The organism is Sphingomonas folli (assembly GCF_019429525.1).
GTDB classification, from domain to species: domain Bacteria; phylum Pseudomonadota; class Alphaproteobacteria; order Sphingomonadales; family Sphingomonadaceae; genus Sphingomonas; species Sphingomonas folii.
Genome location: NZ_JAHXZL010000003.1, coordinates 303,417 through 328,906, shown reverse-complemented (window position 1 = coordinate 328,906; position 25,490 = coordinate 303,417). Strand labels below are relative to the sequence as shown.

At 70.6% G+C, this 25,490-nt stretch carries 18 protein-coding genes; 14 read left to right on the top strand and 4 right to left on the bottom strand.

Features of this window, described 5'->3' with window-relative positions; genetic code table 11:
• Window positions 1–129 precede the first annotated feature (129 nt).
• Window positions 130–849 carry a Crp/Fnr family transcriptional regulator gene (locus KZ813_RS06450; protein ID WP_219754140.1) on the top strand — a complete coding sequence of 240 codons (720 nt, stop codon included), beginning with the start codon at window positions 130–132 and terminating at the stop codon, window positions 847–849.
• Between the two features lie 569 nt (window positions 850–1,418).
• On the opposite strand, the gene KZ813_RS06445 is transcribed toward KZ813_RS06450, so the two are convergent.
• On the bottom strand, window positions 1,419–1,802 hold the full coding sequence (locus KZ813_RS06445; RefSeq protein WP_219754139.1) for a response regulator transcription factor: 384 nt from the start codon (window positions 1,800–1,802) through the stop codon (window positions 1,419–1,421).
• Window positions 1,803–2,485: 683 nt separating this feature from the next.
• Here KZ813_RS06445 and KZ813_RS06440 point away from each other — a divergent pair.
• The gene (locus KZ813_RS06440) at window positions 2,486–7,318 is read left to right on the top strand and encodes a YadA-like family protein (RefSeq protein WP_219754138.1); all 4,833 of its coding nucleotides are present in this window, start codon (window positions 2,486–2,488) and stop codon (window positions 7,316–7,318) included.
• Window positions 7,319–7,379: 61 nt separating this feature from the next.
• On the opposite strand, the gene KZ813_RS06435 is transcribed toward KZ813_RS06440, so the two are convergent.
• Window positions 7,380–7,640, bottom strand: coding sequence for a hypothetical protein (locus KZ813_RS06435; protein ID WP_219754137.1), 261 nt, complete (start codon window positions 7,638–7,640; stop codon window positions 7,380–7,382).
• 247 nt (window positions 7,641–7,887) lie between these two features.
• Between KZ813_RS06435 and KZ813_RS06430 the strand changes: the two genes are divergently transcribed.
• From KZ813_RS06430 to KZ813_RS06415, 4 genes are read left to right on the top strand one after another with little or no spacing between them, the layout of a single operon-like run.
• Entirely contained in the window at window positions 7,888–8,463 is a 576-nt protein-coding gene (locus KZ813_RS06430) for a hypothetical protein (protein ID WP_219754136.1), read from the top strand.
• 29 nt (window positions 8,464–8,492) lie between these two features.
• Complete coding sequence (locus tag KZ813_RS06425) at window positions 8,493–8,957, top strand: hypothetical protein (RefSeq protein WP_219754135.1); 465 nt, start codon at window positions 8,493–8,495, stop codon at window positions 8,955–8,957.
• A 1-nt stretch (window position 8,958) separates the two neighbouring features.
• Entirely contained in the window at window positions 8,959–11,445 is a 2,487-nt protein-coding gene (locus KZ813_RS06420; protein WP_219754134.1) for a TcfC E-set like domain-containing protein, read from the top strand.
• Window positions 11,433–12,170 (top strand): fimbrial biogenesis chaperone, encoded by a 738-nt coding sequence (locus KZ813_RS06415; RefSeq protein WP_219754133.1) that lies wholly within the window; start codon window positions 11,433–11,435, stop codon window positions 12,168–12,170. Before KZ813_RS06420 ends, KZ813_RS06415 begins: the two co-directional genes overlap by 13 nt.
• 269 nt (window positions 12,171–12,439) lie before the next feature.
• Here the strand turns inward: KZ813_RS06415 and KZ813_RS06410 are convergent, their stop codons facing one another.
• The gene (locus tag KZ813_RS06410) at window positions 12,440–14,554 is read right to left on the bottom strand and encodes a phosphocholine-specific phospholipase C (RefSeq protein ID WP_219754132.1); all 2,115 of its coding nucleotides are present in this window, start codon (window positions 14,552–14,554) and stop codon (window positions 12,440–12,442) included.
• A gap of 88 nt (window positions 14,555–14,642) precedes the next feature.
• Here KZ813_RS06410 and KZ813_RS06405 point away from each other — a divergent pair, with 88 nt between their 5' ends.
• The 8 genes from KZ813_RS06405 to KZ813_RS06370 all read left to right on the top strand — a co-directional run bounded on the left by KZ813_RS06405 (window position 14,643) and on the right by KZ813_RS06370 (window position 24,779).
• On the top strand, window positions 14,643–15,209 hold the full coding sequence (locus tag KZ813_RS06405) for a phosphonate degradation HD-domain oxygenase (RefSeq protein WP_219754131.1): 567 nt from the start codon (window positions 14,643–14,645) through the stop codon (window positions 15,207–15,209).
• Window positions 15,210–15,277: 68 nt separating this feature from the next.
• A complete protein-coding gene (locus KZ813_RS06400) occupies window positions 15,278–16,042 on the top strand; it encodes a UTRA domain-containing protein (RefSeq protein ID WP_219754130.1) in 765 nt (254 codons plus the stop codon).
• Window positions 16,043–16,300: 258 nt separating this feature from the next.
• Window positions 16,301–19,084, top strand: coding sequence for a TonB-dependent receptor (locus KZ813_RS06395; protein WP_258046459.1), 2,784 nt, complete (start codon window positions 16,301–16,303; stop codon window positions 19,082–19,084).
• Window positions 19,085–19,107: 23 nt separating this feature from the next.
• The gene (locus KZ813_RS06390; RefSeq protein WP_219754128.1) at window positions 19,108–19,746 is read left to right on the top strand and encodes a sulfotransferase family 2 domain-containing protein; all 639 of its coding nucleotides are present in this window, start codon (window positions 19,108–19,110) and stop codon (window positions 19,744–19,746) included.
• Window positions 19,743–20,366 (top strand): aspartyl/asparaginyl beta-hydroxylase domain-containing protein, encoded by a 624-nt coding sequence (locus KZ813_RS06385; protein ID WP_219754127.1) that lies wholly within the window; start codon window positions 19,743–19,745, stop codon window positions 20,364–20,366. The genes KZ813_RS06390 and KZ813_RS06385 overlap by 4 nt, the downstream gene beginning before the upstream one ends.
• Window positions 20,363–22,285, top strand: a complete 1,923-nt coding sequence (locus KZ813_RS06380) for a tetratricopeptide repeat-containing sulfotransferase family protein (protein ID WP_308461800.1) — start codon at window positions 20,363–20,365, stop codon at window positions 22,283–22,285. Before KZ813_RS06385 ends, KZ813_RS06380 begins: the two co-directional genes overlap by 4 nt.
• Window positions 22,275–23,210 carry an aspartyl/asparaginyl beta-hydroxylase domain-containing protein gene (locus KZ813_RS06375; RefSeq protein WP_219754126.1) on the top strand — a complete coding sequence of 312 codons (936 nt, stop codon included), beginning with the start codon at window positions 22,275–22,277 and terminating at the stop codon, window positions 23,208–23,210. The genes KZ813_RS06380 and KZ813_RS06375 overlap by 11 nt, the downstream gene beginning before the upstream one ends.
• A 363-nt stretch (window positions 23,211–23,573) precedes the next feature.
• Window positions 23,574–24,779 carry an ABC transporter permease gene (locus KZ813_RS06370; RefSeq protein ID WP_219754262.1) on the top strand — a complete coding sequence of 402 codons (1,206 nt, stop codon included), beginning with the start codon at window positions 23,574–23,576 and terminating at the stop codon, window positions 24,777–24,779.
• A gap of 180 nt (window positions 24,780–24,959) precedes the next feature.
• Here KZ813_RS06370 and KZ813_RS06365 read toward each other — a convergent pair whose 3' ends face one another.
• Window positions 24,960–25,307 carry a lysozyme inhibitor LprI family protein gene (locus KZ813_RS06365; protein ID WP_219754125.1) on the bottom strand — a complete coding sequence of 116 codons (348 nt, stop codon included), beginning with the start codon at window positions 25,305–25,307 and terminating at the stop codon, window positions 24,960–24,962.
• Between the last annotated feature and the right edge of the window lie 183 nt (window positions 25,308–25,490).

The window sequence follows — 25,490 nt, the reverse complement described above, 5'->3', positions numbered from 1 at the left end:
GCGCCCATGCACGTGTCGACGATGGAACAAGAATGACAGGAATGGACCTATTTGCCCATCCTTTTGTTGATATTCTTTAATAAAAACCAGCAATATCTATCAGCTGATGATGCCAGTAGGCTTTTTTCGATGCAGAACCGGTTCATCGACAAGCTTGGCCGATATGTCGCGCTGAGCGAAGCGGAAGTCGATGCGCTGGCGCGCGCGACGTCCGCGAGCCGGAAGATCGCCGCGAAGACAGACCTGATCCGTGAGGGGGACCGGCCCGGACCGGTCTTCGTGATGCTCGAAGGCTGGGCGATGCGGTACAAGGTGCTGCCGAACGGCTCGCGTCAGATCACGGCGTTCCTCATGCCGGGCGACGCCTGCGACCTGCACATCGGCCTGCTCGCGCAGATGGATCACAGCATCCAGACGATCACGCCCGCGCGCGTCGCGGCCATATCGCGCACGCACATGGATGACCTGCTCGACAAGCACCGCGGCATCGCCAGGGCGATGTACATCGCCCAGCTAGCTGACGAGGGAACCCTGCGAGCCTGGATCGTCAGCATGGGACGGCGCTCGAGCATCGAGCGTGTGGCGCATCTGATCTGCGAGCTGTTCGTGCGCGCGCGCGGCGAAGACCTTGCCTCGACGGAGTTCGAGGTGCCTTTCTCCCAGATCATCCTCGCCGACGCGCTTGGCATGACACCCGTTCATATAAACCGCATGCTGCGTGAGCTGCGAACGCGCGACATCATCAGCCTCCGCCGCGGGTCGATCTCCGTTATCAATCCATCGGCTCTCGCCTCGGTCGCGGGCTTCGATGAGAACTACCTTCATCGCCGCGCGCGCTCTCCCGCCTGATCGGTCGCGCGCGTGTTCCCTCACCGTCTCCGGGTAAATGCGTCACCACGAGCCGGCTAGACGGTGGATGGGGCATAGCATTCTTCGGCGGCCTCGGAATCGTACTAGGCTCTCAATTCCTAGGTTCTTAAATAAAACCGAAGGCCGACTTGGTGCATTAGCCGGGTCGTTGTGCATTATCCATGTTGGCCGAAGCTTGTCTCTAAAGCGTTTTGCTATCATCGCCATGCGTGGGAGAAGCCGCCGCAGGACTAGCCTTGCAGCAGGCGGCGATCCTCATTCGACGTGGCGCAGACGACTATGTCCTTTGAGCCTGAATATGTAGTGCGGCGATGACGTCTTGCCAGCCTTGTCGGGCAGGACCCGTCGCCCTGTCCCGCTGATCCTGGGCTACGATCACAGCCTGGCTGCCGAACGCTTCACCGAAGGCGCGGACGAATTCGATCAACAGACCTGCGTGATCTAGCATGACGAGCTTCTGCCCCGACCTGAAGAGTGGCAATGCGATACTTTCGGCCCCACTATATGTGGCCGCCTTAACGAGCGTCTAACATTCGATCGGGTTCGTCTTAGGTCGAACGCAGCAGCGCTCGCACCTGTGTTGCCAGCGAGATCGGGTCGAACGGCTTGGCAATGACCCCGAGTGCGCCGGACGCGACGAAGCGGTCGTGATCGGCTTGGCGTACCGACGCGGTCAGGAACGCGAACGGAGGCATATCGGGATCCGCGGCGCGGATCGCGCTGGCGAGTGCGACCCCATCCATGTCGGGCAGGTTGTTGTCGATGAGGATGATGTCGGGCCGCGGGGCAACAGAGAGGTGGTTGATCGCGTCGCCGCCGGTCGGCACGGCGACGACCGAAAAATCAGGCGCCATGTGTAAGGCCAGGGTCACGATGGCGCTGATGTCCGGATCGTCTTCTACAAGCAGCACGTGGATAATATGCTGAAGCATGTGAACCTTGATGCTCTTTATAGCCTAGGATCAATAAACTGCTTCCCTGGTCAACCTCGTTCTTACAAACCTATGTTGGTGAGGCGGCGACGCGGGACGTATCGCGGAGAGGTGGAAAGGCTGATGCCGCGAGGCGCTACTCACCGCTGCTCCTGATCGATGACAGCCTGATCGAGGCTGTCAGGTCGAGCCAGTGCGACTGCGCTCGACAGAGTCGGCGCCGCCGCTGCGGTCTGATCCCGAGCCACCCCAGCCATGTTCCCGCGACTCTCGCGACGTGATGCAGCCAAGAGCTGGCAGGTTCGCGCGTTCGCACTTCGAGCGAGACCATAAAAGAACATCCGGCTCGGCAAGACGAGAACGGCTGCTGGGCGGCCGTCCGTGGGTGGTCGCTACACGAAGATCGGTCATCAGGGACTCACGCGAGCCTAATCCCTCAAGGATCCCGCCACTCCTCGTTGATGGGCATAGTATTGAGACGCGAGAGGAGGATAATAGCGACAAGGCGCACTATAATGGTGTTTGCCCCCTGCCACCCGTTGGTTTTGTACCATGGTTAGTAAATCGTAAATCATACCGTGGATCTACGACCATGGTATGAGTATATAGCGGGTAACCTATCTAGTTTCATATTGTTAACCAGCGGACCCGATCCCGTCTCCATCGCTCAGACGGGGGTTGAAATGTCCGTTCCCATTCGCGCCGCGCGTCATGCCATTCGCTTCCGGCTGCGTCAGTCGACCTGCCTCACGCTGCTCGCCGGCGTGGCCGCCCTGCAGCCGGCGTCCGCGTCCGCCCAGCTCCTGACGCTGTCGGGGCTCAACGACAATCTGAACGCGCTGACCACGACCGTCACCGCGCAGGGCACGCAGCTCACCGCGACGACCAACCTCGCCAACTCGCTCAACACCAGCCTCAACACGCTGACCGCGACGGTCGCCAACCAGGCCGCGACGGTGCAGACGGTGCAGGCCGCGACCACCGCGAACACCAGCAACCTCGCCACGGTGACCGCCTCGGTCAACCAGCAGCAGACGCAGCTCACCGCCACCTCCAGCCTGCTCAACACGGTCAGCTCGGGGCTCGGGACGCTCGGCTCGACGGTGGCGGCGCAGGGGACGACGCTCCAGGGCCTGCAGACCACCGTCGCCGGGAACGTCTCCAACCTCGCCGCACTGTCGACCACGGTCAACCAGCAGGGCGCGCAGGTCAGCGCCAACACCAACCTGCTCGGCACGGTGAACGCGGGGCTGGGCACGCTCGGCACGACCGTCGCGACCCAGGCGACCGCGCTCCAGGGACTCCAGGCGACGGTGTCGGGCAATGTCGCCGACGTCGCGACACTGTCCGCGTCGGTCAACCAGCAGGGCGCGCAGGTCAGCGCCAACACCAACCTGCTCGGCGCGGTGAACACGGGGCTGGGCACGCTCGGCACGACCGTGGCGACCCAGGCGACCGCGCTCCAGGACCTGCAGGCGACGGTGTCGGGCAACGTCTCGAACCTCGCCGCGCTGTCGACCACGGTCAGCCAGCAGGGCGCGCAGGTCAGCGCCAACACCGCCCTGCTCGGCACGGTGAACGCGGGGCTGGGCACGCTCGGCACGACCGTGGCGACCCAGGCGACCGCGCTCCAGGGGCTCCAGGCGACGGTGTCGGGCAACGTCGCCGACGTCGCGACACTGTCCGCCTCGGTCAATCAGCAGGGCGCGCAGATCAGCGCCAACCTGGGGACGCTCGCCGCGCTGGGCGACGGCGTGACCGCGCTCACCGCCACCGTCGCGGGGCAGGGGCAGAACCTGCAGACGCTGCAGGGCACCGTCGGCACGCTCGCCGGCGACGTCGCGACCGCGGGGACCCAGATCGCGCGCCAGGCGACCGATATCGGCGCGCTCCAGGCCAGCGTGGGGGCCAATGTCACCGACGTCGCGGCGCTGCGCGCCACGCTCGGCACCACCGGCAGCGACGTCACCGCCCTGCAGACCCAGGTGGCCGACCATGAGGTGCGGATCACCGCCAACACCGCGCAGCTCGGCACGCTCGGCGCCACCGTCGGCACGCAGGGCGTCACGCTGACGCAGCAGGGCAGCGACCTCGCCACCGCCGCCGCCAATATCGCCAGCCTCCAGGGGCTGGTCACCGCGCAGGCCGGCACGCTGGGCACGCTCGGCACCGCGGTGGCGGCGCAGGGCACGCTGCTCGGCGCGCAGGACGCGCGGATCACCGCCAACGCGGACGCGATCCTGTCGCTGCGCAACATGAGCGTGAGCGGCAACGCCAGCCCGGTGCAATATACCACCCCGGGCGCGCCGACGGTGGCGACCACCACCGCGACCAACGACGTCGCGGTGTTCGGCGCCCAGCCCGGCCCGGTCCGCGTCCACAATGTCGCGGACGGTCAGGTGGCCGCGGGCTCGACCGACGCGGTGAACGGCGGTCAGTTGTACGACGTCGGCCAGCAGGTCAGCGGACTCGCCGCCGCGGCGGTGCAATATGACGACGCGACCCGCGCGCGAGTGACGCTCGGCGGCGCCAACGCCGCGCCGGTGGTGCTCGCCAACGTGGCGCCGGGCAGCGTCGCGCCGGGATCGACCGAGGCGGTCAACGGCGGGCAGCTCGCCGACACCGACGCCGCGGTCACCGCGCTGCGCGGCGACGTCACCGCCCAGGCGAGCGATCTCGCGACCGCGCGGACCGGCCTCGCCGCGCTCGGCACGACGGTGAGCGCGCAGGGCGTGCTGCTGGGCACCAACGCCAGCGCGATCGCGACGCTGCGCGACGACACCGCGCGCGGCGCGATCGGCCCGGTGCGCTACTCGGACCCGGGGACCCCGACCGTACCCAACGGCGGCACCGTCACGCAGAGCCTGGCGCTGGTCGGCCGCGATCCCGCGCCGGTGGCGCTGCACAATGTCGCCGAGGCGCAGCTGTCGAGCGGCTCGACCGACGCGGTCAACGGCGGCCAGCTGTTCGCCCTGGCGCAGAGCTACCAGGGCCTGAGCGACCTCGCGCTCCGCTACGACGACGCCGGCCATGCCGCGGTGACCCTGGGGTCGGCGGGCGTGCCGGTCGCGCTGCGCAACGTCGCCGCCGGGACGCTGGCGGCGGGCTCGAGCGATGCCGCCACCGCCGGCCAGCTGTTCGACACCAACCAGAATGTCGGCACGCTGACCAACGTCGCCGCGCTCCAGGCCGGTCTGATCGGCGCGCTCGACTCACGCGTCGGCGGCCTGACGCAGGACCTGGGCCAGCTCGGCACCGCGCTCGACACCGGCGCGCGCGGGCCGGTCCGCTACGCCGATGAGGCGAGCCCGACGATGCCCAACGGCGGCCGCGTCTCGCAGGACCTCACGTTGGTCGGCGCGGGGAGCGGACCGGTCCGGCTGCACGACGTCGCCGACGGCATGGTCGCGGCGGGGTCGTTCGACGCGGTCAACGGCGGCCAGCTCTTCGCGATGGGCAACGCCGTGGCGAGCGCGCTGGGGAGCGGTTTCCGCTACGATCCCGCGGGCGGTTTCTCGGGCAACTTCACCTTCAAGGGCCAGTCCTACGGCTCGGTGCAATCGGTGTTCGGCGCGATCGAGACGTCGCTCGGCACCGCGAGCGGCACGGGGGCGAGCGGGGGCACGGCTGCGCCCGACCCTGCCGGCGCCAAATATTTCCACGCCAACTCGACCATGTCCGACAGCGACGCCTCGGGCTTCGACTCGACCGCGATCGGCCCGGCGTCGACCTCGTCGGGTGTCGCCGCGATCGCGGTGGGCCGCAACGCGGTCGCGGGGGGCCAGAGCTCGGTCGCGATCGGCGACGGCGCGCAGGCGATGAACGGCAAGGCGGTCTCGATCGGCCTCGGCAACGTCGCCTCGGGCGACGGCGCGGTTGCAATCGGTGACCCCAACTACGCCACCGGCGCCGGGGCGACCGCGCTCGGCAAGGACAACAACGCCACCGGTGTCGGCGCGATCGCGCTCGGCAACGTCAACGTCGCGAGCGGCGACGGCAGCACCGCGATCGGCTCGACCAACCAGGCGACCGGCCTCGGCGCCGCCGCGCTCGGCTTCACCAACGTGGCGTCGGGCAGCGGCGCGATCGCGATCGGCACCAACAACAGCGCGACCGGCGACGGCGCGCTCGCGATCGGCGCCAACGTCGTCACCGACGCGGCCGACACGCTCGCGATCGGCAACACCGCGAGCGCCAAGGGCAGTCGCGCCGTCGCGATCGGCAACATGGCCGCGGCCACCGCGACCTACGCCGCGGCCTTTGGCTATAGCGCGGAAGCGCGCGACTCCTACTCGACCGCGGTCGGCACGGTCGCGCAGGCGGAGGGCTTCGGCTCGACCGCGGTCGGCACGCTGGCACGGGCGAGCGGCTTCGCCACCAGCGCGCTGGGATCCGGCGCGATCGCCGACAAGGACGGCAGCGTCGCGCTCGGCTCGGCGTCGCAGACGACGCGCGGCGCGGTGAGCGGCTACAGCGCCTTCGGCCTGGCGGGCGCGCAGGACTCGCTGGGCGAGATCGCGATCGCGCGCAACATCGCCTACCTCGACCCCGGCACCAACGGCTACTCGCCGACCGGCAACCGCCAGATCACCGGTGTGGCGGCGGGCGCCGCCGCCACCGACGCGGTCAACGTCTCTCAGTTGCGCGGCGTCTCGGGCACGCTGGGCGCAGCGTTCGTCGCCGGCTTCGGCGGGGGCGCGAGCTACGACGGCGCGACCGGCGCGCTGGCGGCGCCCAGCTACACGCTCAACGGCGTGACCTACTCGAGCGTGGGTGACGCGCTCCAGGCGATCAACGCGCGCGTGGGTAGCGGAAGCGCGGGTGGGGGCACGGGCACCGGCACGGGTACGAACACCGGCACGAACACCGCCACGGGCACGGAGACCGGTTCCGCTCCCGGCGCCGGTACGCCGCCCAGCGGCGGCGAAGCGTCGCTGTCGCCCGCGAGCTCCACCGACGGTGCCTCCACGCCGGCGCAGGGCACCGCCACCACCGCGCGGGTCGCCGCGGTCGAGACGCGGGTCAGCTCGGTCGAGACCAAGACGGAGGCGGCGCTCGCCGCCAGCAGCCGCTCGATCCAGTATGACGGCGACGGCCAGGCCTCGGTGACGCTCGGCGGCGAGAAGGCGGTGGCGCTGCACAATCTCGCGCCGGGCACGTCGGACGGCGACGCGGTCAACGTCGCGCAGCTCAACGGCGCGATGGGAGCCGCGGTCGAGGCCGCCAACAGCTATACCGACCAGCGCGTCGCGGCGCTCTCGTTCGATCTCGGCCGCGTCAACCGCGACGTGAGCGCGGGCGTCGCCGGTGCGCTGGCGATGGCGGGGATGCCGCAGCCCTATGAAGAGGGCAAGAGCATGTTCTCGCTCGGCGCCGGCACCTTCCAGGGCCAGTCGGCGGTGGCGATGGGCGTGTCGCGGATCATGGAGGACGGCCACACGATCGTGAAGCTCGGCGCGACCTACAACAGTCGCAAGCGCGTCGGCGCCAACGTCGGCATCGGCTATCAGTTCTGAGCCGCCGCCGCGACGAAGCGCCGGAGCGACCAGCGGGCGGGTGCCTTCCGGCGCCCGCCCGTCAGTCCTGCGCGATCGTGCCCGCCTTGGGCGACCTGTAGCCGGGCAGCATGCCAGCGAACGACTGGGCGAACGCGTGGTGACGATCGATCGGCACCGAGGCGACCATCGCGTCCGCGATCGCCCTGATCTCGTCCTGCGTCAGCGCGCCGCGGTTGTGCAGCGTCTGCAACAGCGCGACCACGCCGATATAGGCGGTGTCGGCCTGGTGCATCACCGCCTCGATCGCACCCGCGATCTTGTGAACGTCGGCTACCGCCACGTCAGGGCCCTCATCTCGTTCGTCCGCGCCGCATCATGATGATCGGACGCCGCGCCCGCAAGGCGGAACACGCGTGGCATGATCCCGCCGCGGCCGACCCACGTTCCTCGGCGGCGACAAAGCCAACGTGATCCTTCGACCTTGGTCTAAGTGCGGCGCAAGCCTTCCGGCTTGTTAAGGGTGTTCATCTACCCAGAGCGCCGACCACTTCTTTCGCCACCGCGCGTATATTCGGGGGGATATTGCCATGACTTATGTTGTTTCGGCGCGTCGTCGTCCGGCCAGGACCAGGATCTTCGCCGCCGTCACGCTGCTCGCCGCGATCGCTGGCGCCGCGCCGGCGGGCGCGTCGACCCAGGGCAGCCTGGGCGCGACCTCGACCGGGTCGGTCACGATCACCGCCAGCGTCGCCAACCGCGCGCAGATCACCGGGCTCACCGACGTCGCCTTCACCAACGTCGATCCCGCGAGCGCGGCGACCGCGGCGCAGAGCAACTGCGTGTGGAGCAACACCGCCACCAAGGGTTACAGCATCACCGCCACCGGCAGCGGCACCAGCGGCGCCTTCACCCTCGCCAACGGCGGCCTCAGCGTGCCTTACTCGGTGCAGTGGAACGCCAGCGGCGGTCAGACCAGCGGCACCGCGCTCACCGCCGGCACCGCGCTGGCGGGCATGACGAGCACCGCGGCCAACCCGACGTGCAGCACCGGCGCGGCGACCACGTCGAGCCTGATCATCTCGATCGCCGCCTCGAACCTGCAGGGCATGACCTCGGCGACGAGCTACACCGGCTCGCTGACGCTGCTCGTCACGCCGCAGTAACCGGCGGCGCGGGGCCAGCGGTGTCGGCGATGCGGCGCCTCGCGGCGGCGGCGGCCCTGGCGCTCGCCGCCGCGGCGACCCCCGCGGGGGCACAGAGCGTCCAGGTCAGCGGCCTCAGCGACGTCGCCTTCGGCACGATCACCGGCTTCGGCGCGGATCTCGTCCGCAGCCAGTCGATCTGCGCCTACAGCGGACTGCTCGGCGGCCGCTACACCGTCACCGCCTCGGGCTCGGGCGCGGGCGGCGCCTTCACTCTGTCCAACGGCGCCGCGGTGCTCCCCTATGAGGTGCAGTGGAGCAACTCGGCGGGCCAGAGCTCGGGCACCGGCCTCACCGCCAACGTCCCGCTCGCCGGGCAGACCATGCTGCTGAGCTGCCCCGTGCTCCAGGCCACCAACACCAGCCTGATCGTGATCCTGCGCGCCGCCAGCCTCAGCACCGCCACCGCCGGCAATTTCACGGGGACGCTGACCGTGATCCTGTCGGCCAACTGACATGGCGGCGCGCGCGCACGGACGCGTCCGGCCGGGGGCGTGGGCGCGCCGGCGCGGCGGCGCGCTGCTGCTGGCGCTGCTGTGCGCCGTGCTGGCCGGGCGCGCCGCCCACGCCGCCGACGCCGCGCCGCCGCAGGTCACCGCGGCGATGCCGGCCGAGTTCGCCGCGCTGGCGGCGACCCAGCATACCGTGGTCGACGTCTATGTCGCGGACCGGCGGATCGGCCAATATGCCGCCGAGGTCGGTCTCGCCGAGGTGCGCCTGCTCGACCCCGCCGCCGTCGCGGCGGCGATCCCCGACCTGCTCGACCACGCCCTCGTCGCCGCCGCGCTGACGCCGCCGCTGGCGGTCGGCGCCCGGCCGCGCTGCGACGACACGTCGGGCTGCGTGGCCGCGGCGCGCGCGCGAGTGGCGGCGTCCTACGACCCCGCCGCCTTCCGGCTGACGCTGGCGCTCGACCCGCGGCTGCTGGCGGTGCGCGGCGAGGAGGCGCGCTACCTTGAGGACGCCGACGCCGCGCCCTCGGCGGTCGACACGATCGGGGTCGCACTGGCCGGCGGCGGCGGGCTCGGCGCCAGCTACGCGATCCGCAACCGGCTGGTGGCGGGGCGCGGCGCGGTGCACCTGCTCTCCGACACGTCGCTCTCCTCCTGGGACGGCGGCCGGCTCGACACGCTCGCCGCCGAGGTCGACCGCCGCGACCTGCGGCTGCGTGGCGGGCTGTTCTACGCGCCGGGGGCGGACCTGGTCGGGCGGCGGCGCATCCTGGGCGTCGGCGTGGCCACCCAGTTCGACACGCGCGCCGACCGGGTCGCGCTGAGCGGGACGCCGCTGGTCGTCTTCCTGCCGCAGCGCTCGCGCGTCGACGTCTACGTCCAGGGACGGCTGGTCAGCTCGCAGACCTATGAGAGCGGCAACCAGGCGCTCGACACCAGCGGCCTCGCCGACGGCTCCTATCCGGTCGAGCTGCGCGTCCAGGAGGCGGGCGGCGCGACCCGGGTGGAGCAGCGCTTCTTCACCAAGAGCGCGGCGCTCGCCCCCGCCGGGCGAGTCGTGTTCGACGCGCAGCTCGGCGTCCTCACCCGCGACCGGCAGGACCGCGCCGGCGAGCGCGTCGCCATCGCCACCGGCGGCGCGCGGGGCCGGTTCGGCGCCCATCTCGCCTGGGACGCGTCGGCGATGGTCACGCGCGACAACGCGTTGGTGGAGGGCGGCCTCTCGCTGCTCACCGCGACGGCGCAGGCGCGGGTCGCGCTGCTCGGCTCGCGCCGCGGCGACCGCGGCGTGGCGGCGCAGCTGAGCTCGAGCGGCGGCAGCCCGCTGAGCTACAGCCTGGATGTGCGGCACGTGCGCAGCGCCGACGGCACCGCGCTGATCGCGGCGGACGATGCCGCGCGCGACATGACGCCGCTGATGCCCGCGCGCGACGATCGCACGGGGTCGAGCTACACCCAGATGCTGGGCAGCCTGTCCTACTCGCTGCCGCGCGCGCAGCTCGGGCTGTCGGGCTATCTGTTCCGCACCGCGGGGCGCGGCGCGAGCTACTCGGTCGGCCCCAGCGCGCGCTGGTCGGTGCTGCAGCGCGACCGGCTCCAGCTCTCGCTCACGGGCCAATATGCGCGCACGCAGCGCGGCGACGCGGTGGCCTTCGGCGTGCAGCTCCAGCTGCTCGGGCCGCGTGCCGCGCTCAGCACCGCGCTGGGGGTCCAACGCGGCGCGGGCGGCGACACCCGCGGCCTCTCGCCCGCGATCGAGACCGCCGCCTCGCTCCACCGCGACGACGCGCTCGGCGGCGCGGTCGACGCCGGCGCGCTGGTCCAGCGCGGTGCGGCGGGCACGATCGTCCAGCTCAGCGGCGAGCGTCGCAGCGCGCTCGGCATGGCCGCGCTGAACCTCACCGGACGCAGCGGTGCCATGGGCAGCGGCCTGCAATATGGCCTCACCGCGCAGACCTCGTTCGCGGTGACGCGGCGCGGCCTCGGGCTCGGCGCGGAGGGGCAGAACGACAGCCTGATCGCGGTGACGGTCGGCGGTGACCCGCGCGCCACCTTCGAGCTGCTGGTCGACGACGCGGTGCGCGGCACGCTGCGCGGCGGGCAGCGGCTCACGCTCGCGGTGCAGCCCTACCGCCGCTACAAGGTGCGGCTGCGCGCGATCGCCACCGAGCTGATCGCGTTCGACACGCGCCCGCGCACGATCGACGTGTTCCCCGGCAGCGTCGCGGCGCTCGACTGGAAGGTGCGCTCGGTCCGCGCGATGTTCGGCCGGCTCGTCGACCGCGGCGGCCTGCCGATCGCGGACGCCGACATCACCGCCGACGACGCGATCGCCGCGACCGATTCGAACGGCTATTTCCAGATCCAGGCGGCGGCCGACGCGCGGCTCGCCGCGCGCACCGGCGCCGGCCTCGCCTGCACCGCGCACTTGACCGCCGCGCTTCCTACCACGACCTATACCCGCCTCGGAGACGTCGCATGCCTGCCCTGACCCGCCCGTCCGCCGCCGCCCGCCGCTTCGTCGCCCGCCCGTTCGTCGCCCGTCTCGCGGCCGTGTCGCTGGCCGCCGCCACGCTCGCCGCGCCCGCGCACGCCAATATCGTGCTGAGCCAGGTGGTGGTCGACTTCACCGCGGGCAGCGACCTGGCGCAGGACATCGAGGTCGCCAACGACGGCAAGGACGTCGCCTATGTCGCGGTGGCGCCGTTCGAGATCACCGCTCCTGGGACGCCCGAGGAGCGCCGGACCGCGATCGTCGACCCCGAGGCGGGCGGGCTGCTGGTCTCGCCCCAGCGGCTGATCCTCCAGCCGGGCGAGCGCAAGGCGATCCGCGTCGCCGCGATCCGCCCGCGCGCCGCGACGGATCGGGTCTATCGAGTCACCGTCAAGCCGGTCGCCGGGCCCGTCTCGGCCACGGTGACCGCGCTCAAGCTGCTGATCGGCTACGACGTGCTGGTGATCCAGCGCCCCGCCGCCCCGGCCAGCCGCGTGGTCGCCACCCGCGCGGGCGAGACCCTGCTGCTGCGCAACGAGGGCAACACCAACACCGAGCTGTACGACGGCAAGCTGTGCGCCGACGCGAGCCCGGCGAGTTGCCGCGCGCTGCCGTCGCGCCGGCTCTATCCCGGGGCGACATGGTCGCAGACGCTGCCGGGCCCCGGCAAGGTGACCTATAAGGTCGCGGTCGGCGCATCGAGCCACGAGGAGCGCTTCTGACAGCCCCGTCGATCCAGACGCCCCCGCCGCCGCGAGCGGCGAAGGCCTGCTCATCGCAAGGTGTCTCAGCCCGTCTCCTGAGCCTGTCCGCGCCGCGAACTCCCTCGAGCTGCCGTCGAGATCGCCGGCGCGAAGACTCGCCGATGGCGCGCTATCGGCAGTCGCTATCACCACAACCGGGCGCGTGATCGGCGGCACCCAAGGCGGCGTCAACACGAAGCTTCGTGCCGTTGCTGATGCGAACGGTCGTCCCGCCTCGCGGCTTGGCCCTAGACCGTGAGGCGCATCGCGCCGATTGCCGGATCAGTCCGGCCCGGTGCGCCGCTGTCGACCCTCCCCGCGAACCGACGCACGAAGGTCGCGTCGCCCTCGATCCGGACGAGCAGGTCGTACCACAGATCGCTCGCCTGAAGCGCCCAGACATCGTCGAGGGAGCTCCCCGCCGCGATCCGGTGACGGCGCTCGCGCTCCGCACCGGGGTAGGCGGCATCCAGCGTCACGACGAAAACGCGCGGGAACGTCGCGCGGTTCACCAACGTCAGCGCCGCCGCCCCGGCCGCGACCGACCGGGTCAGCAGCACGTCGGCGCGCGCGGCCGGGTCACCGGCGTAGCGCTGGTAGAGTCCGTCAGGGCCGCTGAGCGTGAGATCGTAGGCCGCATCGTCCGACCAGCGATCGTGCGCGTGGCGTTCTCCCGCACCGATGGTGAAATGCCACGGCGCCTCGCGATCGCGATTGTCGCGCGCGCACAATACCGCGCCCTGTCGTCCCCGGTTGATCATCTCGAGCCGCAGCCGCCCGGCCTCGGTCACCAGACCGACGATGTCGATCGCATAGGGGAGGGCACGCGCGCCGCGTTGTCCCGGCAATTGGACGGTCGGCCGCTGTACCGCCGGGATCGCGCAGGCCGTCCCCGCGGCGGAGCGCGCCACCCGCTCGCGGAAGTCGTCGACCCGCGGCAGCGGCGGCACGTCGCTCGATCCACCGTCACGGAAGTCGAAGGCCGAGGTGAGATCGCCGCAGACGGCGCGGCGCCACGTCGAGATGTTGGGCTCGCGCACGCCGAAGCGTGCCTCGAGGAAGCGCAGCACCGAGGTGTGGTCGAACAGTTCGGAGCAGACGTGCCCGCCGCGGGTCCACGGCGAGACGATGATGGTGGGTGTGCGGATGCCGAGGCCGATCGGGTGCGTTCCCGGCGAGGGCTGAGCGTCGGCGGGATAGGTCTTGGCCTCGCCGTCGAGTGACACGGTGCTATGGCCCCGGCAGGCGCCGATCGGCGGCACGGGCGGGGGAACGTGGTCGTAGAACCCACCCGGCTCGTCGTAGATCAGCAGGAAGGCGGTCTTGGCGAACACCGCGGGATGGTCGACCAGCGCCTCGATCAGGCGCGCGGTGACGTGCTCGCCCTTCGCTGGCTCCGCGCTCGGATGCTCGGAGAGATCCGCCGCGGTCACGATCCACGACACCTGCGGCAGCCGCCCGGCGGCGACGTCGGCGCGGAAGGCGGCGACGAGCTGCTCGCCGTCGGAGCGGGTGCGGTCCGCGCCCGTCGCATGTTCGCTGACCCAGCCGCGCCCGCGCCGGTACAGCGGGGTGTCGCGCGCGCAGGGGCGGAAGGCGGGGAATACCGAGAGCAGATTGTCACCGAAATTGTCGTATTCCTGATAGACGTTCCACGTGACGCCCGCCGCCTGGAGGCGCTCGGCGTACGTGGTCCAGCGATAGGCCTCCTCGCGCAGCGGCTTGTCGGTGCGCATGTCGGCGCTGGGCGTCTCGTCCTCGCCGTAGTTGCTCATCTCCGGCTCGCCCCCGACCGCACCGCCGCCGTTGCAGCCGGAGAAGAGGTGGAGCCGGTTGGGATAGGTCTGCGTCAGCGTGGAGGCGTGGTACGCGTCGCAGACCGTGAACGCGTCGGCGAGCGCGTAGTAGAACGGCAGGTCGCCCGGCCCGTAGTGGAGCATGCGGTGGTGCAGCTCCTCGCTGGCGCCCCAGCGATCGCAGCGGCCCTGATGAAGGATGTGCATGTGATGCGGGTGCGACTGATCGCCGCCATCGACCTTGAACGACCGGGTCGTGGTCGAGTCGCCATGGTAGGGCAGCACGTAGCCGTCGGCGTGCTGCTGCGACGGCTGGGCCCAGATCGTCCGGCCGCCCGGCAGGCGCGCCGGGCGCGGGTCGCCGAAGCCGCGCACGCCGTTGAGCATGCCGAGATAGTGATCGAACGAGCGGTTCTCCTGCATGTGGATCACGACGTGCTCGACGTCGCGGATCGTCCCCGTGCGGCCGCTCGGCGCGATCGCCAACGCCCGGTCGAGCAGGCCTGGCAGCAGCGCCGTCGCGCCTGCCGCACCGCCGATGAAACCGCGTCGCGTCGTCCGGTTCATGTTTGCCTGCCTCCGCCGATCCCGCTAATGACATTGGTATAGTCCAATTGAGACACTTGTGTGATGGTGTCGGCTCGGGTGGTGCAGCATGGCGAACGTGATCGATCTCATCTTCGACCTCTTCGAGCGCCACGGGCACGATCATTACGGCGAGGACACGACGCAACTCAGCCACGCCCTGCAATGCGCCGCGCTGGCGCGGGCGAGTGGGTGCGCTGACACGCTGGTGGCGGCCGCGCTGCTGCACGACATCGGGCAGTTCATCGACGAGGCGGGCGTGCTCGCCGAGCGGCGCGGGGTCGACGCGCGGCACGAGGATCTCGGGCATGCGCTACTGTCGACGCACTTTCCGCCCGCGGTGATCGAGCCGATCCGCCTCCACGTCGCGGCCAAACGTTACCTCTGCGCGGTCGATCCCGACTATGCCGCGACGCTCAGCGCGGCATCTCATCTCAGTCTGCGGCTGCAGGGCGGCGCGATGAGTGCGGCGGAATGCGCCGGGTTCGAGCGCGAGCCGTTCTTCGCCGACGCGGTGACACTGCGGCGGTTCGACGACGACGGCAAGGCGACCGATCCCGACGGCGCCGATCTGGCCTCGTACCGCGCTCTGCTCGAGCGGGTGGTGGTGCGCGCCGCCCCGCCGCCGGCGGTCTGATCCCGAAGCGGGCTTGACCCGCGCCCACCGTGTCGCGATGCCGTCGCCTCAGCCGAGACGGATGGATGATGCCGACGACCAGCCTCGCCGACGCGCTGCGGATCGCGCCGCCCGCGCTCGACGGTTCACCGCATTACATCGCCCTGCGCGACCAGATCGCGCTGGGCATCGGCATGGGCAAGATCGCGCCCGGCGAGCGGCTGCCGTCCGAGCGTCAGCTCCAGCTCGGCACCGGCTCGGCACGCGGGACGGTGCGTGAGGCCTTGTCCCAGCTCGAGGCCGAGGGGCTGATCTACCGTCGTGACCGGAGCGGCTGGTACGTCTCGCCGCCGGCCGTGACCTACGACCCGACGCGCTGGGCGGGCTTCATGACCTATATCGCCGAGCAGGGCCGCACTCCGACCACGGAGGTGCTCGCGCAGGAGACGGCGCCGGCGTCGTCCGTCGTGGCCGACATCTTCCGGCTCGTGCCCGGCCGCCCGCTCCACGTGCTGCGCCGACGGCGATCGATCGACGGGCGACCCGTGCTCGTCGAACGGATCATGGTGGACCCGACACTCGCGCCCGGGCTGCTCGACCATGCGCTCGACGGGTCGCTCACCCGCGTGCTGACCTCCGTCTATGGCATCACCGTCGCGCGCAACCGGGTGGACATGCGGCCGTGCGCGCTGATCAAGTCGATCGCGGACGAGCTCGGCGCCAAGTCGGGCACGCCGGGGTTGCTGGTGGTGCGGACGAGCTTCGACGCGCAGGGGCGCGTAGTCGAATATGACGAGGAGCACTGGCGGCACGACGCGGTACGCGTCCACGTCGACCTGAGCGTGCGCGACTGAGCGGCTCGGCCGATCGGTCGAGACGCCAGCGCGGCGGGCAGATCGGCGACGCGGTCGACTACCGCCGGCGCGCGGGCGTCGCGTGCGGAGGGAGACGCGAACGGGTCGTCCGACCGGCCCTACCCGCCGTTGGACTGGACCAGCTGTGAAGATGGCGCTTGTTTCCGGCACCATCGCACCGGCGACGAACGTGTCACGAAGCTGACGCGGTGATCTGCTTAACCCTTAGTGGTACAGACCAGTCGGGGGACGATCATGATGACGACGCAGCAGCGCCGGGCGACCCGCTCGAAGCTGAGAGGACTCCTGCTGGCCACGACGGCCGCGGTGCTCGTCACGCTGTATCCGCGTCAGGCGCGCGCGCAGGTCGGCGGCGAGGCGCCGGAGAGCGAGGTGGTCGTCACGGGCTACCGTCGCTCGCTCAGCGAGGCGCGCGACATCAAGCGCGACTCGGTGATCCAGAAGGACGTGATCGTCGCCGAGGACATCGCCAAATTCCCGGAGCTCAACCTCGCCGAGTCGCTGCAGCGCGTCGCCGGCGTGCAGATCACGCGCGAGGCCGGCGAGGGCCGCCGCATCTCGCTGCGCGGTCTCGGTCCCGATTTCGCGCGCGTCCAGCTCAACGGCATGGAAGTGCTCGGCAACGTCGACTCCGCGCAGGACAGCCGCGGCCAGCGTACGCGCGATCGCGCCTTCGACTTCAACATCTTCGCCTCCGAACTCTTCTCGCGCGTGGAGGTCGAGAAGACCTTCCAGGCGGCGCAGAAGGAGGGCGGCATGGCGGGCACGGTCGGTCTCTTCACCGGCCGGCCGTTCGATTACGCGCCGGGCAGCAAGGGCGCGCTGGTAGGGCGACTGGGCACCAACCAATATACCAAGGATGCGCAGCCGCGCGTCGCGGGGTTGCTGAGCTACAATTGGGACAATGAAGTCGGCGTGCTCGTGTCCGCCGCCTGGTCGCGCCGCCGCACCACCGAGCAGGGCCACAACACCTACAATTACGACCGGCCCGACGCGGAGACGCTGCGAGACTTGGTCGACAAGGGCCTCGACATCTCGTCGCTCAGCGCCGCGCAGCAGAGCAAGTTTCTCTCGGGTGACCTCTATTTCGCCGACGGCAACCGCCTGTCGTCGTGGAACGCGCGGCAGGAGCGGCTCGGCATCACCGCCGCGGTGCAATGGCGGCCGGCCTCCAACCTGCTTCTCACGCTCGACGGGTTGTACGGGCGGCTCACCACCGCGCGCGAGGAACTGCACCTCGCCACGCGGCCGCTCGAGTCGGACGGGTCGGTCGCCTTCGACACGCCGGCGGGCACGCCCTGGCCGGCATTGTTCCAGACCGGCTCGACGATCAACGACCTGCGCTGGGACGGCAGCGATTACGTCACCCGCACCGACGTCACCGGCACCACCTTCGGCAGCGAGAATCGCCGCTCGCTCAACAAGACCCGGTTCCGCTCGCTCGAGCTGACCGGTACGTGGGAGGCCAACGACGCGCTGACGATCGACGGCCACGTCGGCTATCAGAAATCGACCTACCGGACGCCCTATGACGACAAATTCTACATGCGGGCGAAGGGCAATCTGATCGCGGATTACGGCGAGGACGGGCGCTCGGCCGCGTTCGACTATCCCGGCTGGGACCCCACCGACCCCGCCAACTACGCGATGGACTCCTTCTATTACCGCTCGTTCAACAACGAGTCCGAACTGCGCGAGGGCGTCGGCAACCTGCGCCTCAAGGTAAGCCCCTCGCTGACACTGCGCGCCGGGATCGCCTATCACCGCTTCAGGCAGGACGGGATCGACCTGTTCTACGACGACAACGTCAACGGCACGCGGGCGAAGGCGCGCGGCACGAGCGTCGCCGACATCACCAGCGTCTTCCGCAATCCCTTCGGTGCCTGGCTCATCGGCGACTATGCCAAGGGGTTCGCCAAGTACAACGAGTATCATCGGCTCGGGCCGAACGCGGACGGCTCGGGCGGCGCGCTGCAGGATATCGAGAACGTCTATACCACGACCGAGGAGACCGAGTCCGGCTACCTCCAGCTCGACTGGGACACCGAGGTGTTCGGCAAGCGGCTGCGCGGCAACGTCGGCGCGCGCGGCTATCACACCGACACCCAGAGCACCGGCTGGATCCAGGGCGACAGCTACGCCTATCTCGGCACGACCGACGTGGAAGGCAGCTACTCCGGCGTGCTGCCCGCGCTCAACGCCGTGCTGGAGCTCACGCCCGAGATGCTGCTGCGCTTCGCCGCGACCAAGAACCTCAATCGTCCCGGCCTGTCGTCGATCGCGGCCGAGGGCAGCGCCTTCCGCGACGACGACAATGGCGAGATCACGGCGTCGCGCGGCAACCCCGGGCTCAAGCCGTACAAGGACACGACGCTCGACTTCTCGGCCGAATATTATTTCGGCCGCGTCGGCCTGCTGTCGGCCAGCGTGTTCCAGAAATGGATCACCAACTTCATCGGCAACGTCAACCTGGAGAACGTGCCGTTCAGCCAGACGGGGATCCCGTTCAGCACGATAGCGGGGGCGACCGCCGACACGATCGTGAGCGAATTCTCGATGCCGGTGAACGTGCCGGGCACGAAGAGCCTGACCGGCGTCGAGCTGGCCGCGCAGGCGCAGTTCAGCTTCCTCCCCAAGCCGCTCGACGGCCTCGGCGTGGTCGCGAACTACACCTTCGTCGACGCGCCCAAGGACATCACGGGGATCTCGCGCGGCAGCTACAACGCCACGCTCTATTACGAGACGAACCGTTGGGGGCTGCGCGGCGCGGTGAGCCATCGCACGAGATATTACACCGGGCGCAGCGACGAGGTGATGAACGCGGGCACACGCGGTTTCGAGGGCACCACGTACGTCGATGCCGCCGCCTTCGTGAACCTGACCGCGGGCGTCCAGCTCACCTTCAACGCGATCAACCTGACCAACCAGAAGGAGACGCAGTTCTGGGGGCAGAACCGCTATCTCTACAACCAGACCCAGAGCGGGACGACGTACATGGGCGGGTTCAGCTTCAAGTTCTGAGGGGAGCCGTGAGGGCGCGGTCCATGATCATCTCGTACCGCCACCGCTTCGTCTTCGCCGCCGTCCCCAAGACGGGGACGCACGCGGTGCGGCGGGCGCTGCGCGCCGAGCTCGACGAGGCCGACCTCGAGCAGGTCGGGCTGTTCGTCGAGCGGGCGCTTCCCTGGCCCGAGCTCGCGGCCTTGCGCCACGGCCATATCGCGCTACGCGAAGTACGGCCGCATCTGGGCGCGGCGCTGTTCGCGGACTTCGTGAAGTTCGCCTTCGTGCGCAACCCGTTCGACCGATTCGTGTCCTATTGCGCGTTCATGCTGCGCGGCGGTGATCTGTTCGAGCGGCGCCCGCGCGCGGCGATGCGCCATCTCCTGTTCGTGGCGCCGCCCGAGGATCACGTCCTCTTCCAGCCGCAAGCACGGTTGCTCGTCGACACGGACGGGACGACGCTGCTGACCGACATGGTAGGCCGGGTCGAGGCGATGCAGCATTCCTACGACGCGATCTGCGCGCGGATCGGGCTGGCATCGCGGCGGCTCGAGCGCGTCAACGCCAGCCGGCACGGCGACTATCGGCGCTACTATGACGCCGATCTGGCGGACGGGGTGGCGGCGCGTTACGCGAGCGATCTGACCCTGTTCGGCTATGACTTCGACGGCGCACGATGAGCGTGGGCGGACGCCTCGCCGGGGCCAACCCGCGCAAGACGGACTCCGTCCGAACGCTCGGCGCGGTGACGACGACGGCGCTGCGCGCGGCGGTGCTGGCACTGCCCGAGACGGTGTGGGACGCCGAGGACGCCGCCAAGCCCAATCGCTTCGGCGTGCTCGACGGCACGCGGCACATCGTCTTCCGCTTCGTCGACGATCCGCGCGACTGGCGCCGCTCGCACGATCGCGCGCTATGGCCGGCGTGGCGTCCCCTGCTCGCGCCCGTGCTCGAGGCGGCGGTGCGCGGCTATGGCTATGCACACGGCCTGTTCCCGCGCGTCATGCTGGCGCGGATGCGGCCCGGCGGCATCATCCAGCCCCATGTCGACGGCCATCCCGCCGCGCGCTGGCCGCACAAGATCCACGTGCCCTTGGTGACCAATCCGGGCGTGATCTGCCACTTCGGCGGATCGGACCGGCATCTCGCCGCGGATATCGCGGTGGAGGTCGACAACCTCGCACCGCATAGCGTGCGCAACACCGGCGACACCGATCGCATTCATCTGATCTTCGAATATTATGATCCCGATCAGCCCGAACCCGACTGGCTCGCGCCGCTGCTGGCGAGGTCGGCGTGACCCTGCTGGCCCCCTCGCTCGGGCGTGAGACGCGGCTGACCCGCGCGCGCGCGCTGCGCTCGCGCGGGCGGGCGGATGCCGCGCTCGCCGCGGTGTCGCGGCTGCTCGCGCGCGATCCGGGGTTCGGGCGCGGCCACGAGGAGCGGGCGCACTGCCTCGCGCTGCTGGGAGACACCGCCGCCGCGCGCGCGGCGCTGCGGGTGGCGGTGCGCCTCAACCCGACGCTGCCGGCGAGCTGGCGGCTGCTGGAACAGCTCTGTACCGCGGCGGGCGATCGCGAGGGCGCGCGCCGGGCGGCGGGTCAGGCCGCGATCCTGGCACAGCTGCCCGCGGCGCTGGTCGTGGCCAACAGCTGCCATGCCGAGGGCGACGGTGCCGCTGCCGAGCGCGCGCTGCGCACCTATCTGCGCGACGATCCCGAGAACGTCGGCGCGCTCCGCCTGCTCGCGCGCGTGCGCGGCGAGGCCGGCGCGCTCGACGAGGCGGCTGGGCTGCTCGGACGCGTGCTCGTGCTAGCGGCGGACTATGACGACGCTCGGCTCGACCTCGGGCTGGTCCAGCTTCGACGCCGCGACGGGGCGGCGGCGCGGGGCGTGGCCGACGCCTTGCTCGCGCGGGCGCCGCACCGGCGCGGCGCCCTGAAGCTCTACGCCGCCGCCTGCGTGCTGCTCGGCGACGAGGCCGCGGCGATCCCCGTCTACGACGAGCTGCTGCGCGCGACCTCGGCGCCGCGCGACGAGGTGGCCGAACTCCACGTCTGGCGGGCCAATGCGCTCAAGGCGGTCGGTCGCGGCGCCGAGGCGGTGGCGGGCTATCGCGCGGCACTGACGGTGCGGCCGGAGCACGGCGTGGCCTGGTTCTCGCTCGCCAATCTCAAGACCTACGCCTTCACCGCGGCGGACGTAGCGGCGATGACCGCCGCGGAGGCGGCGCACGACGCCGACCCGCGCGACCGGATCTATCGCGCGTTCGCGCTGGGCAAGGCACTGGAGGATCGCGGCGACCATGCCGCGTCTTGGCAGCATTACGCGCGCGGCAACGCGCTGCGGCACCGCACCAGCCACTATAGCGCCGAGGTGGTCGAGCAGCGCGTGGCGCACATGCGGGCGTCGTTCACGCCCGAGGTCTTCGCCGCGCGCGCCGGCTGGGGCGTCGCCGACGCCGCGCCGATCTTCGTGACCGGCCTCCCGCGCTCGGGCTCGACGCTGATCGAGCAGATGCTGGCGTCGCACCCCGACGTGGAGGGGACGTACGAGCTGCCCGAGCTGCCCGCGCTCGCGCGCGAGGTCTGCGGCGGCGATCACGCCTGTGCGCTGCCCGTCGATCCCTCCGCGCTGCTGCGTCTGTCCGCGGCGGAGGTGCGGTCCCTCGGCGAGCGATATCTCGCCGCGACCGTGCGCCATCGCCGGGCGGGACGCGTGCGCTTCATCGACAAGACGCCGGACAACATCTGGCATGTCGCGTTCATCCAGCTCATCCTGCCCGATGCCACGATCGTCGACGTGCGGCGCGCGCCGATGGCGAGTTGCTTCGCCACCTTCAAGCAGCTGTTCGGCGACGGCCATCACGAATTCAGCTACACGCTGGAGGATAGCGCGCGCCACTATCGCGCATATGCGGCGATGACGCGGCACTGGGACGCCGTGTTGCCGGGTCGTGTGATCCGCGTCCTCCACGAGGAGCTCGTCGCCGCACCCGAACCACAGGTCCGCCGCCTGCTGGCCCATGCCGGGCTGACGTTCGATCCCGGCTGCCTCGCCTATCACACCAACGCGCGCAGCGTGCGGACGCCCAGCGCCGAGCAGGTCCGACAGCCGCTTCAGCGTGACGCGCCGACGCGCTGGCGGCCGTACGAGCGCTGGCTCGCGCCGGTGCGCGCCGTGCTGGGCGACGAGGGGGCGAGCGACGATGCGGCTTGAGCGACCGTTCGTGCGGCTGCCGATCCTCTTCGACGCGACGCGTCTGGCGAACGAGGTCGCGGCGCTGCCGCAGTCAGCCTGGGTGCCGCACCCGGACCGCGTGCCGGGCAATGCCGCGGTGCGTCTGATCAGCGCGGACGGTGGCGAGAACGACGTCCTGGGCGGCACGATGAGGCCGACCAGGTGGCTGGCAGCGATGCCTTACGCGCGCCAGGTGCTCGCGTCCTGCGGCGTGGTGTGGGGCCGCGCGCGGCTGATGCGGTTGGCGGCGGGCGCGCGCGTGCCCGAGCATGCCGACGTCGGGCATTATTGGTGCGCGCGGGTGCGGGTTCACCTTCCCGTCGTCACCGATCCTGCGGTGCTGGTCCATTGCGGCGGCGAGGCGCTCCATATGGCGGCCGGCGCGGCGTGGGTGCTCGACACCTGGCGGCGCCACCGGGTCGAGAATGCGAGCGCGGTCGATCGCATCCATCTCGTGGCGGACACCGAGGGTTCCGCCGCTTTCGGGTCGATGGCGCGCGGTGGCGCGCCGCCGCATGGGCCATGGCAGAGCGTGGCGTGGACACCCACGCGCGACGCCGCGCCGCTGACCGAGGCCGACAGGAGCGTGCCGATCATGCCGGCGGCCGACGTGCAAGCGCTCGTCGACACGCTGCGCGGCGAGCTCGTCGCCTCACCGGCGACGGGCGACGGCGTGTCGAGGGTCCGCCGCCTGGATCAGGTGCTTGCCCGCTTCGCGCTCGAGTGGCGACACCTGTGCGCGCGCCACGGCACGGACGGCAGCGGCCGCTCCGACTTCATCCGATGCGGGCAGGCGCTGCATGTCCTGGTGCAGCAATGCGCGGCTGGCGTGGCGATGCGCACCAACGGTGTGTCGGCGCTCCGCGTCGTCGAGGCACGGCTGCTCCCGCAGCTCGTCGCCTGAGCGCCATGGCCGGACCGCGGCGCGCGAGGGAAGCCGCGATGGGAAGGGGACTGGCCGTGGTGATCGGGGCGCTGGCGAAGCGGATGCAGCGGCGATGGTGGCGGGCTAGGGAGGGGCATGCCTCGCCCCGCGCGAGTCGGCCAGCCCGTTCGCCCCTTCGACTCGACGCCCGAGGTGCATCGACGCGAGACGCGTTCGCATCGGCCTGACAGCACGGCAATGGATTGCGATACGACGAGACCACGTTCACGATCGGTTTCAGAGCACGGCTCTGAGCCGTCGCCAGAGCCGTCGTCGAGCGTGGCACGCGCGAGAGGCGCTCGAACCTTGCCGCGCGTCCATTATCGCCGCAAAGTCAGCGAGATGCTTGGCACGACGGTCCTGCTCGCGGCGCGTTCGATCCGGCGGCACGCGCTCCGGTCCTTCTTGACCGTGCTCGGTATCGTCATCGGTGTCGCGGCGGTCGTGACGATGGTCACGCTCGGCGACGCGACGTCGGCCTCCGTGCAGAAGCAGATCGCCAATCTCGGCACGAACCTGCTGCACGTCCATCCCGGGCAAGCGACCCGCCGCGGGGGAGGTGGACCACCCCCGGCTAGCTTCGATCCCAGCGATGTGGTCGCCATCGAGCGGCAGGTCAGTGGCGTCACCGGCGTGGCACCTCAGGCCCAGGCCACTTCGGCGGTCTTCTACGAGGGCAACAACTGGTCGACGAGCATCTTCGGCATGGACGCGACCTATTTCGTCATCCAGCCCTGGCCGCTACAGGCGGGGCGGGTGTTCACGTCGGCGGAGGAGAGCGCGGGCAAGGCCGTTTGCGTGATCGGCAGCACCGTCAGCAGGAACCTGTTCAAGGAGCTCGATCCCATCGGTCGCCGCTTCCGCGCGGGGCCGGTGAGCTGCGAGGTTATCGGCCTGTTCACCACCAAGGGGCAGGGACAGTTCGGCGACCAGGACGATCTGGTGATCATGCCGATCAAGACCGTGGCGCGCCGCTTCCTCGGCACGAGGGAGATCAAGGCGCTGCTGGTCGGTGTGGATCCGGCCTATGACACTGAGCAGGTCAAGGCCTCGCTCACCGGCCTGCTGCGCGAGCGGCGGCATGTGGAGGCGGGGGAGGATGACGACTTCCTCATCATCGACACGCGCCAGATCTCCGAGACGCTCTCCGGCACCACCGCGGCCCTCACCCGCATCGTCGCTGCGGTCGCGGCGATCAGCCTGGTGGTGGGCGGCATCGGCATCATGAACGTCATGCTGGTCGCCGTCACCGAGCGCACACGGGAGATCGGCATACGTCTCGCGATCGGCGCCGTCGCGCGCGAGGTGCTGCTGCAGTTCCTCGTCGAGGCGGTGACGCTCTCATGCCTCGGTGGGGTCGCCGGCCTGCTGCTGGCGCAGCTGGCCATCGCCGGACTGTCGCGGCTGATGTCGCTCGATTGGTCGTTCAATCCCGCGATCAACGCGCTCGCCTTCGGCTTCTCGGCCCTGATCGGGATCGTCTTCGGCTTCGTGCCCGCCCGTCGTGCAGCCCGGCTGGACCCGATCGACGCGCTTCGCCACGAGTAGCTGAGCTCACCCGCGCGGTACTCCGCGAGGGAGATCAGCGTGCCGAGCCTCCGGCGCCGGTCTGCCGAACGCCGATCTCGGCGTGCGAGGAAGCGGACGCCATCGGCCAAACCTCCGATGGCAGCAGGTGGTGGCGCGCCGCGACCGCCGTCGTCGGTCTTCGCGGCGACGCCGACCGCGTCAGTGTACGCGCCTGAGCCAAGCGGTCCGGCGCTCGGTCACCTTGGTGAGGCAGCCGGGATGGTTGAGCGTCTCGATCGTCCCCGTCCCCGGCGTATCGTCGATGGGGCAGGCGCGATCGCGCTCCGCGATCCAGGCCCGTTGCGAGGTACGCAGCGCGGCCTGGCGCGACCGCGGCAACCTCTTCATCGTCGCGCGATAGACCTCGTTGAGCTGCGCGTCGGCTCGCTGATAGTCCGCCACGAAGCAGGCCGCCATCGCGGGCGTCACACCCGCGGCGGCCTCGCCGCTGTTGAGGCAGCGGTCCAGTGGCGTGGACCCAGCCAGTGTCAGGGCGAGCAACAGCATCTCCATGCTCCATCAGCGGTGAACAATGCGACTAGAATGCGAGATGGGGCGTCGCGTTTCCGCCTCGCCCATCGATCGCCCGCCGTCGGTCGCCCCAGGGACCTTTGAACGGGCCGGTGCATGCCTATCGGCTATAGGCACGCTATCGCGGGCGTGGCGACGTGAACGTTGCCGGCAGTTCTC

Bases quoted from the DNA above. Each gene is read 5' to 3' on its own strand.
- KZ813_RS06405 (WP_219754131.1), top strand. From the start codon at position 14,643: ATGGCGAACGTGATCGATCTCATCTTCGACCTCTTCGAGCGCCACGGG.
- KZ813_RS06425 (WP_219754135.1), top strand. From the start codon at position 8,493: ATGCGGCGCCTCGCGGCGGCGGCGGCCCTGGCGCTCGCCGCCGCGGCG.
- KZ813_RS06395 (WP_258046459.1), top strand. From the start codon at position 16,301: ATGACGACGCAGCAGCGCCGGGCGACCCGCTCGAAGCTGAGAGGACTC.
- KZ813_RS06365 (WP_219754125.1), bottom strand. From the start codon at position 25,307: ATGCTGTTGCTCGCCCTGACACTGGCTGGGTCCACGCCACTGGACCGC.
- KZ813_RS06445 (WP_219754139.1), bottom strand. From the start codon at position 1,802: ATGCTTCAGCATATTATCCACGTGCTGCTTGTAGAAGACGATCCGGAC.
- KZ813_RS06390 (WP_219754128.1), top strand. From the start codon at position 19,108: ATGATCATCTCGTACCGCCACCGCTTCGTCTTCGCCGCCGTCCCCAAG.
- KZ813_RS06370 (WP_219754262.1), top strand. From the start codon at position 23,574: ATGCTTGGCACGACGGTCCTGCTCGCGGCGCGTTCGATCCGGCGGCAC.
- KZ813_RS06410 (WP_219754132.1), bottom strand. From the start codon at position 14,554: ATGAACCGGACGACGCGACGCGGTTTCATCGGCGGTGCGGCAGGCGCG.
- KZ813_RS06420 (WP_219754134.1), top strand. From the start codon at position 8,959: ATGGCGGCGCGCGCGCACGGACGCGTCCGGCCGGGGGCGTGGGCGCGC.
- KZ813_RS06415 (WP_219754133.1), top strand. From the start codon at position 11,433: ATGCCTGCCCTGACCCGCCCGTCCGCCGCCGCCCGCCGCTTCGTCGCC.
- KZ813_RS06400 (WP_219754130.1), top strand. From the start codon at position 15,278: ATGCCGACGACCAGCCTCGCCGACGCGCTGCGGATCGCGCCGCCCGCG.
- KZ813_RS06375 (WP_219754126.1), top strand. From the start codon at position 22,275: ATGCGGCTTGAGCGACCGTTCGTGCGGCTGCCGATCCTCTTCGACGCG.
- KZ813_RS06430 (WP_219754136.1), top strand. From the start codon at position 7,888: ATGACTTATGTTGTTTCGGCGCGTCGTCGTCCGGCCAGGACCAGGATC.
- KZ813_RS06440 (WP_219754138.1), top strand. From the start codon at position 2,486: ATGTCCGTTCCCATTCGCGCCGCGCGTCATGCCATTCGCTTCCGGCTG.
- KZ813_RS06385 (WP_219754127.1), top strand. From the start codon at position 19,743: ATGAGCGTGGGCGGACGCCTCGCCGGGGCCAACCCGCGCAAGACGGAC.
- KZ813_RS06450 (WP_219754140.1), top strand. From the start codon at position 130: ATGCAGAACCGGTTCATCGACAAGCTTGGCCGATATGTCGCGCTGAGC.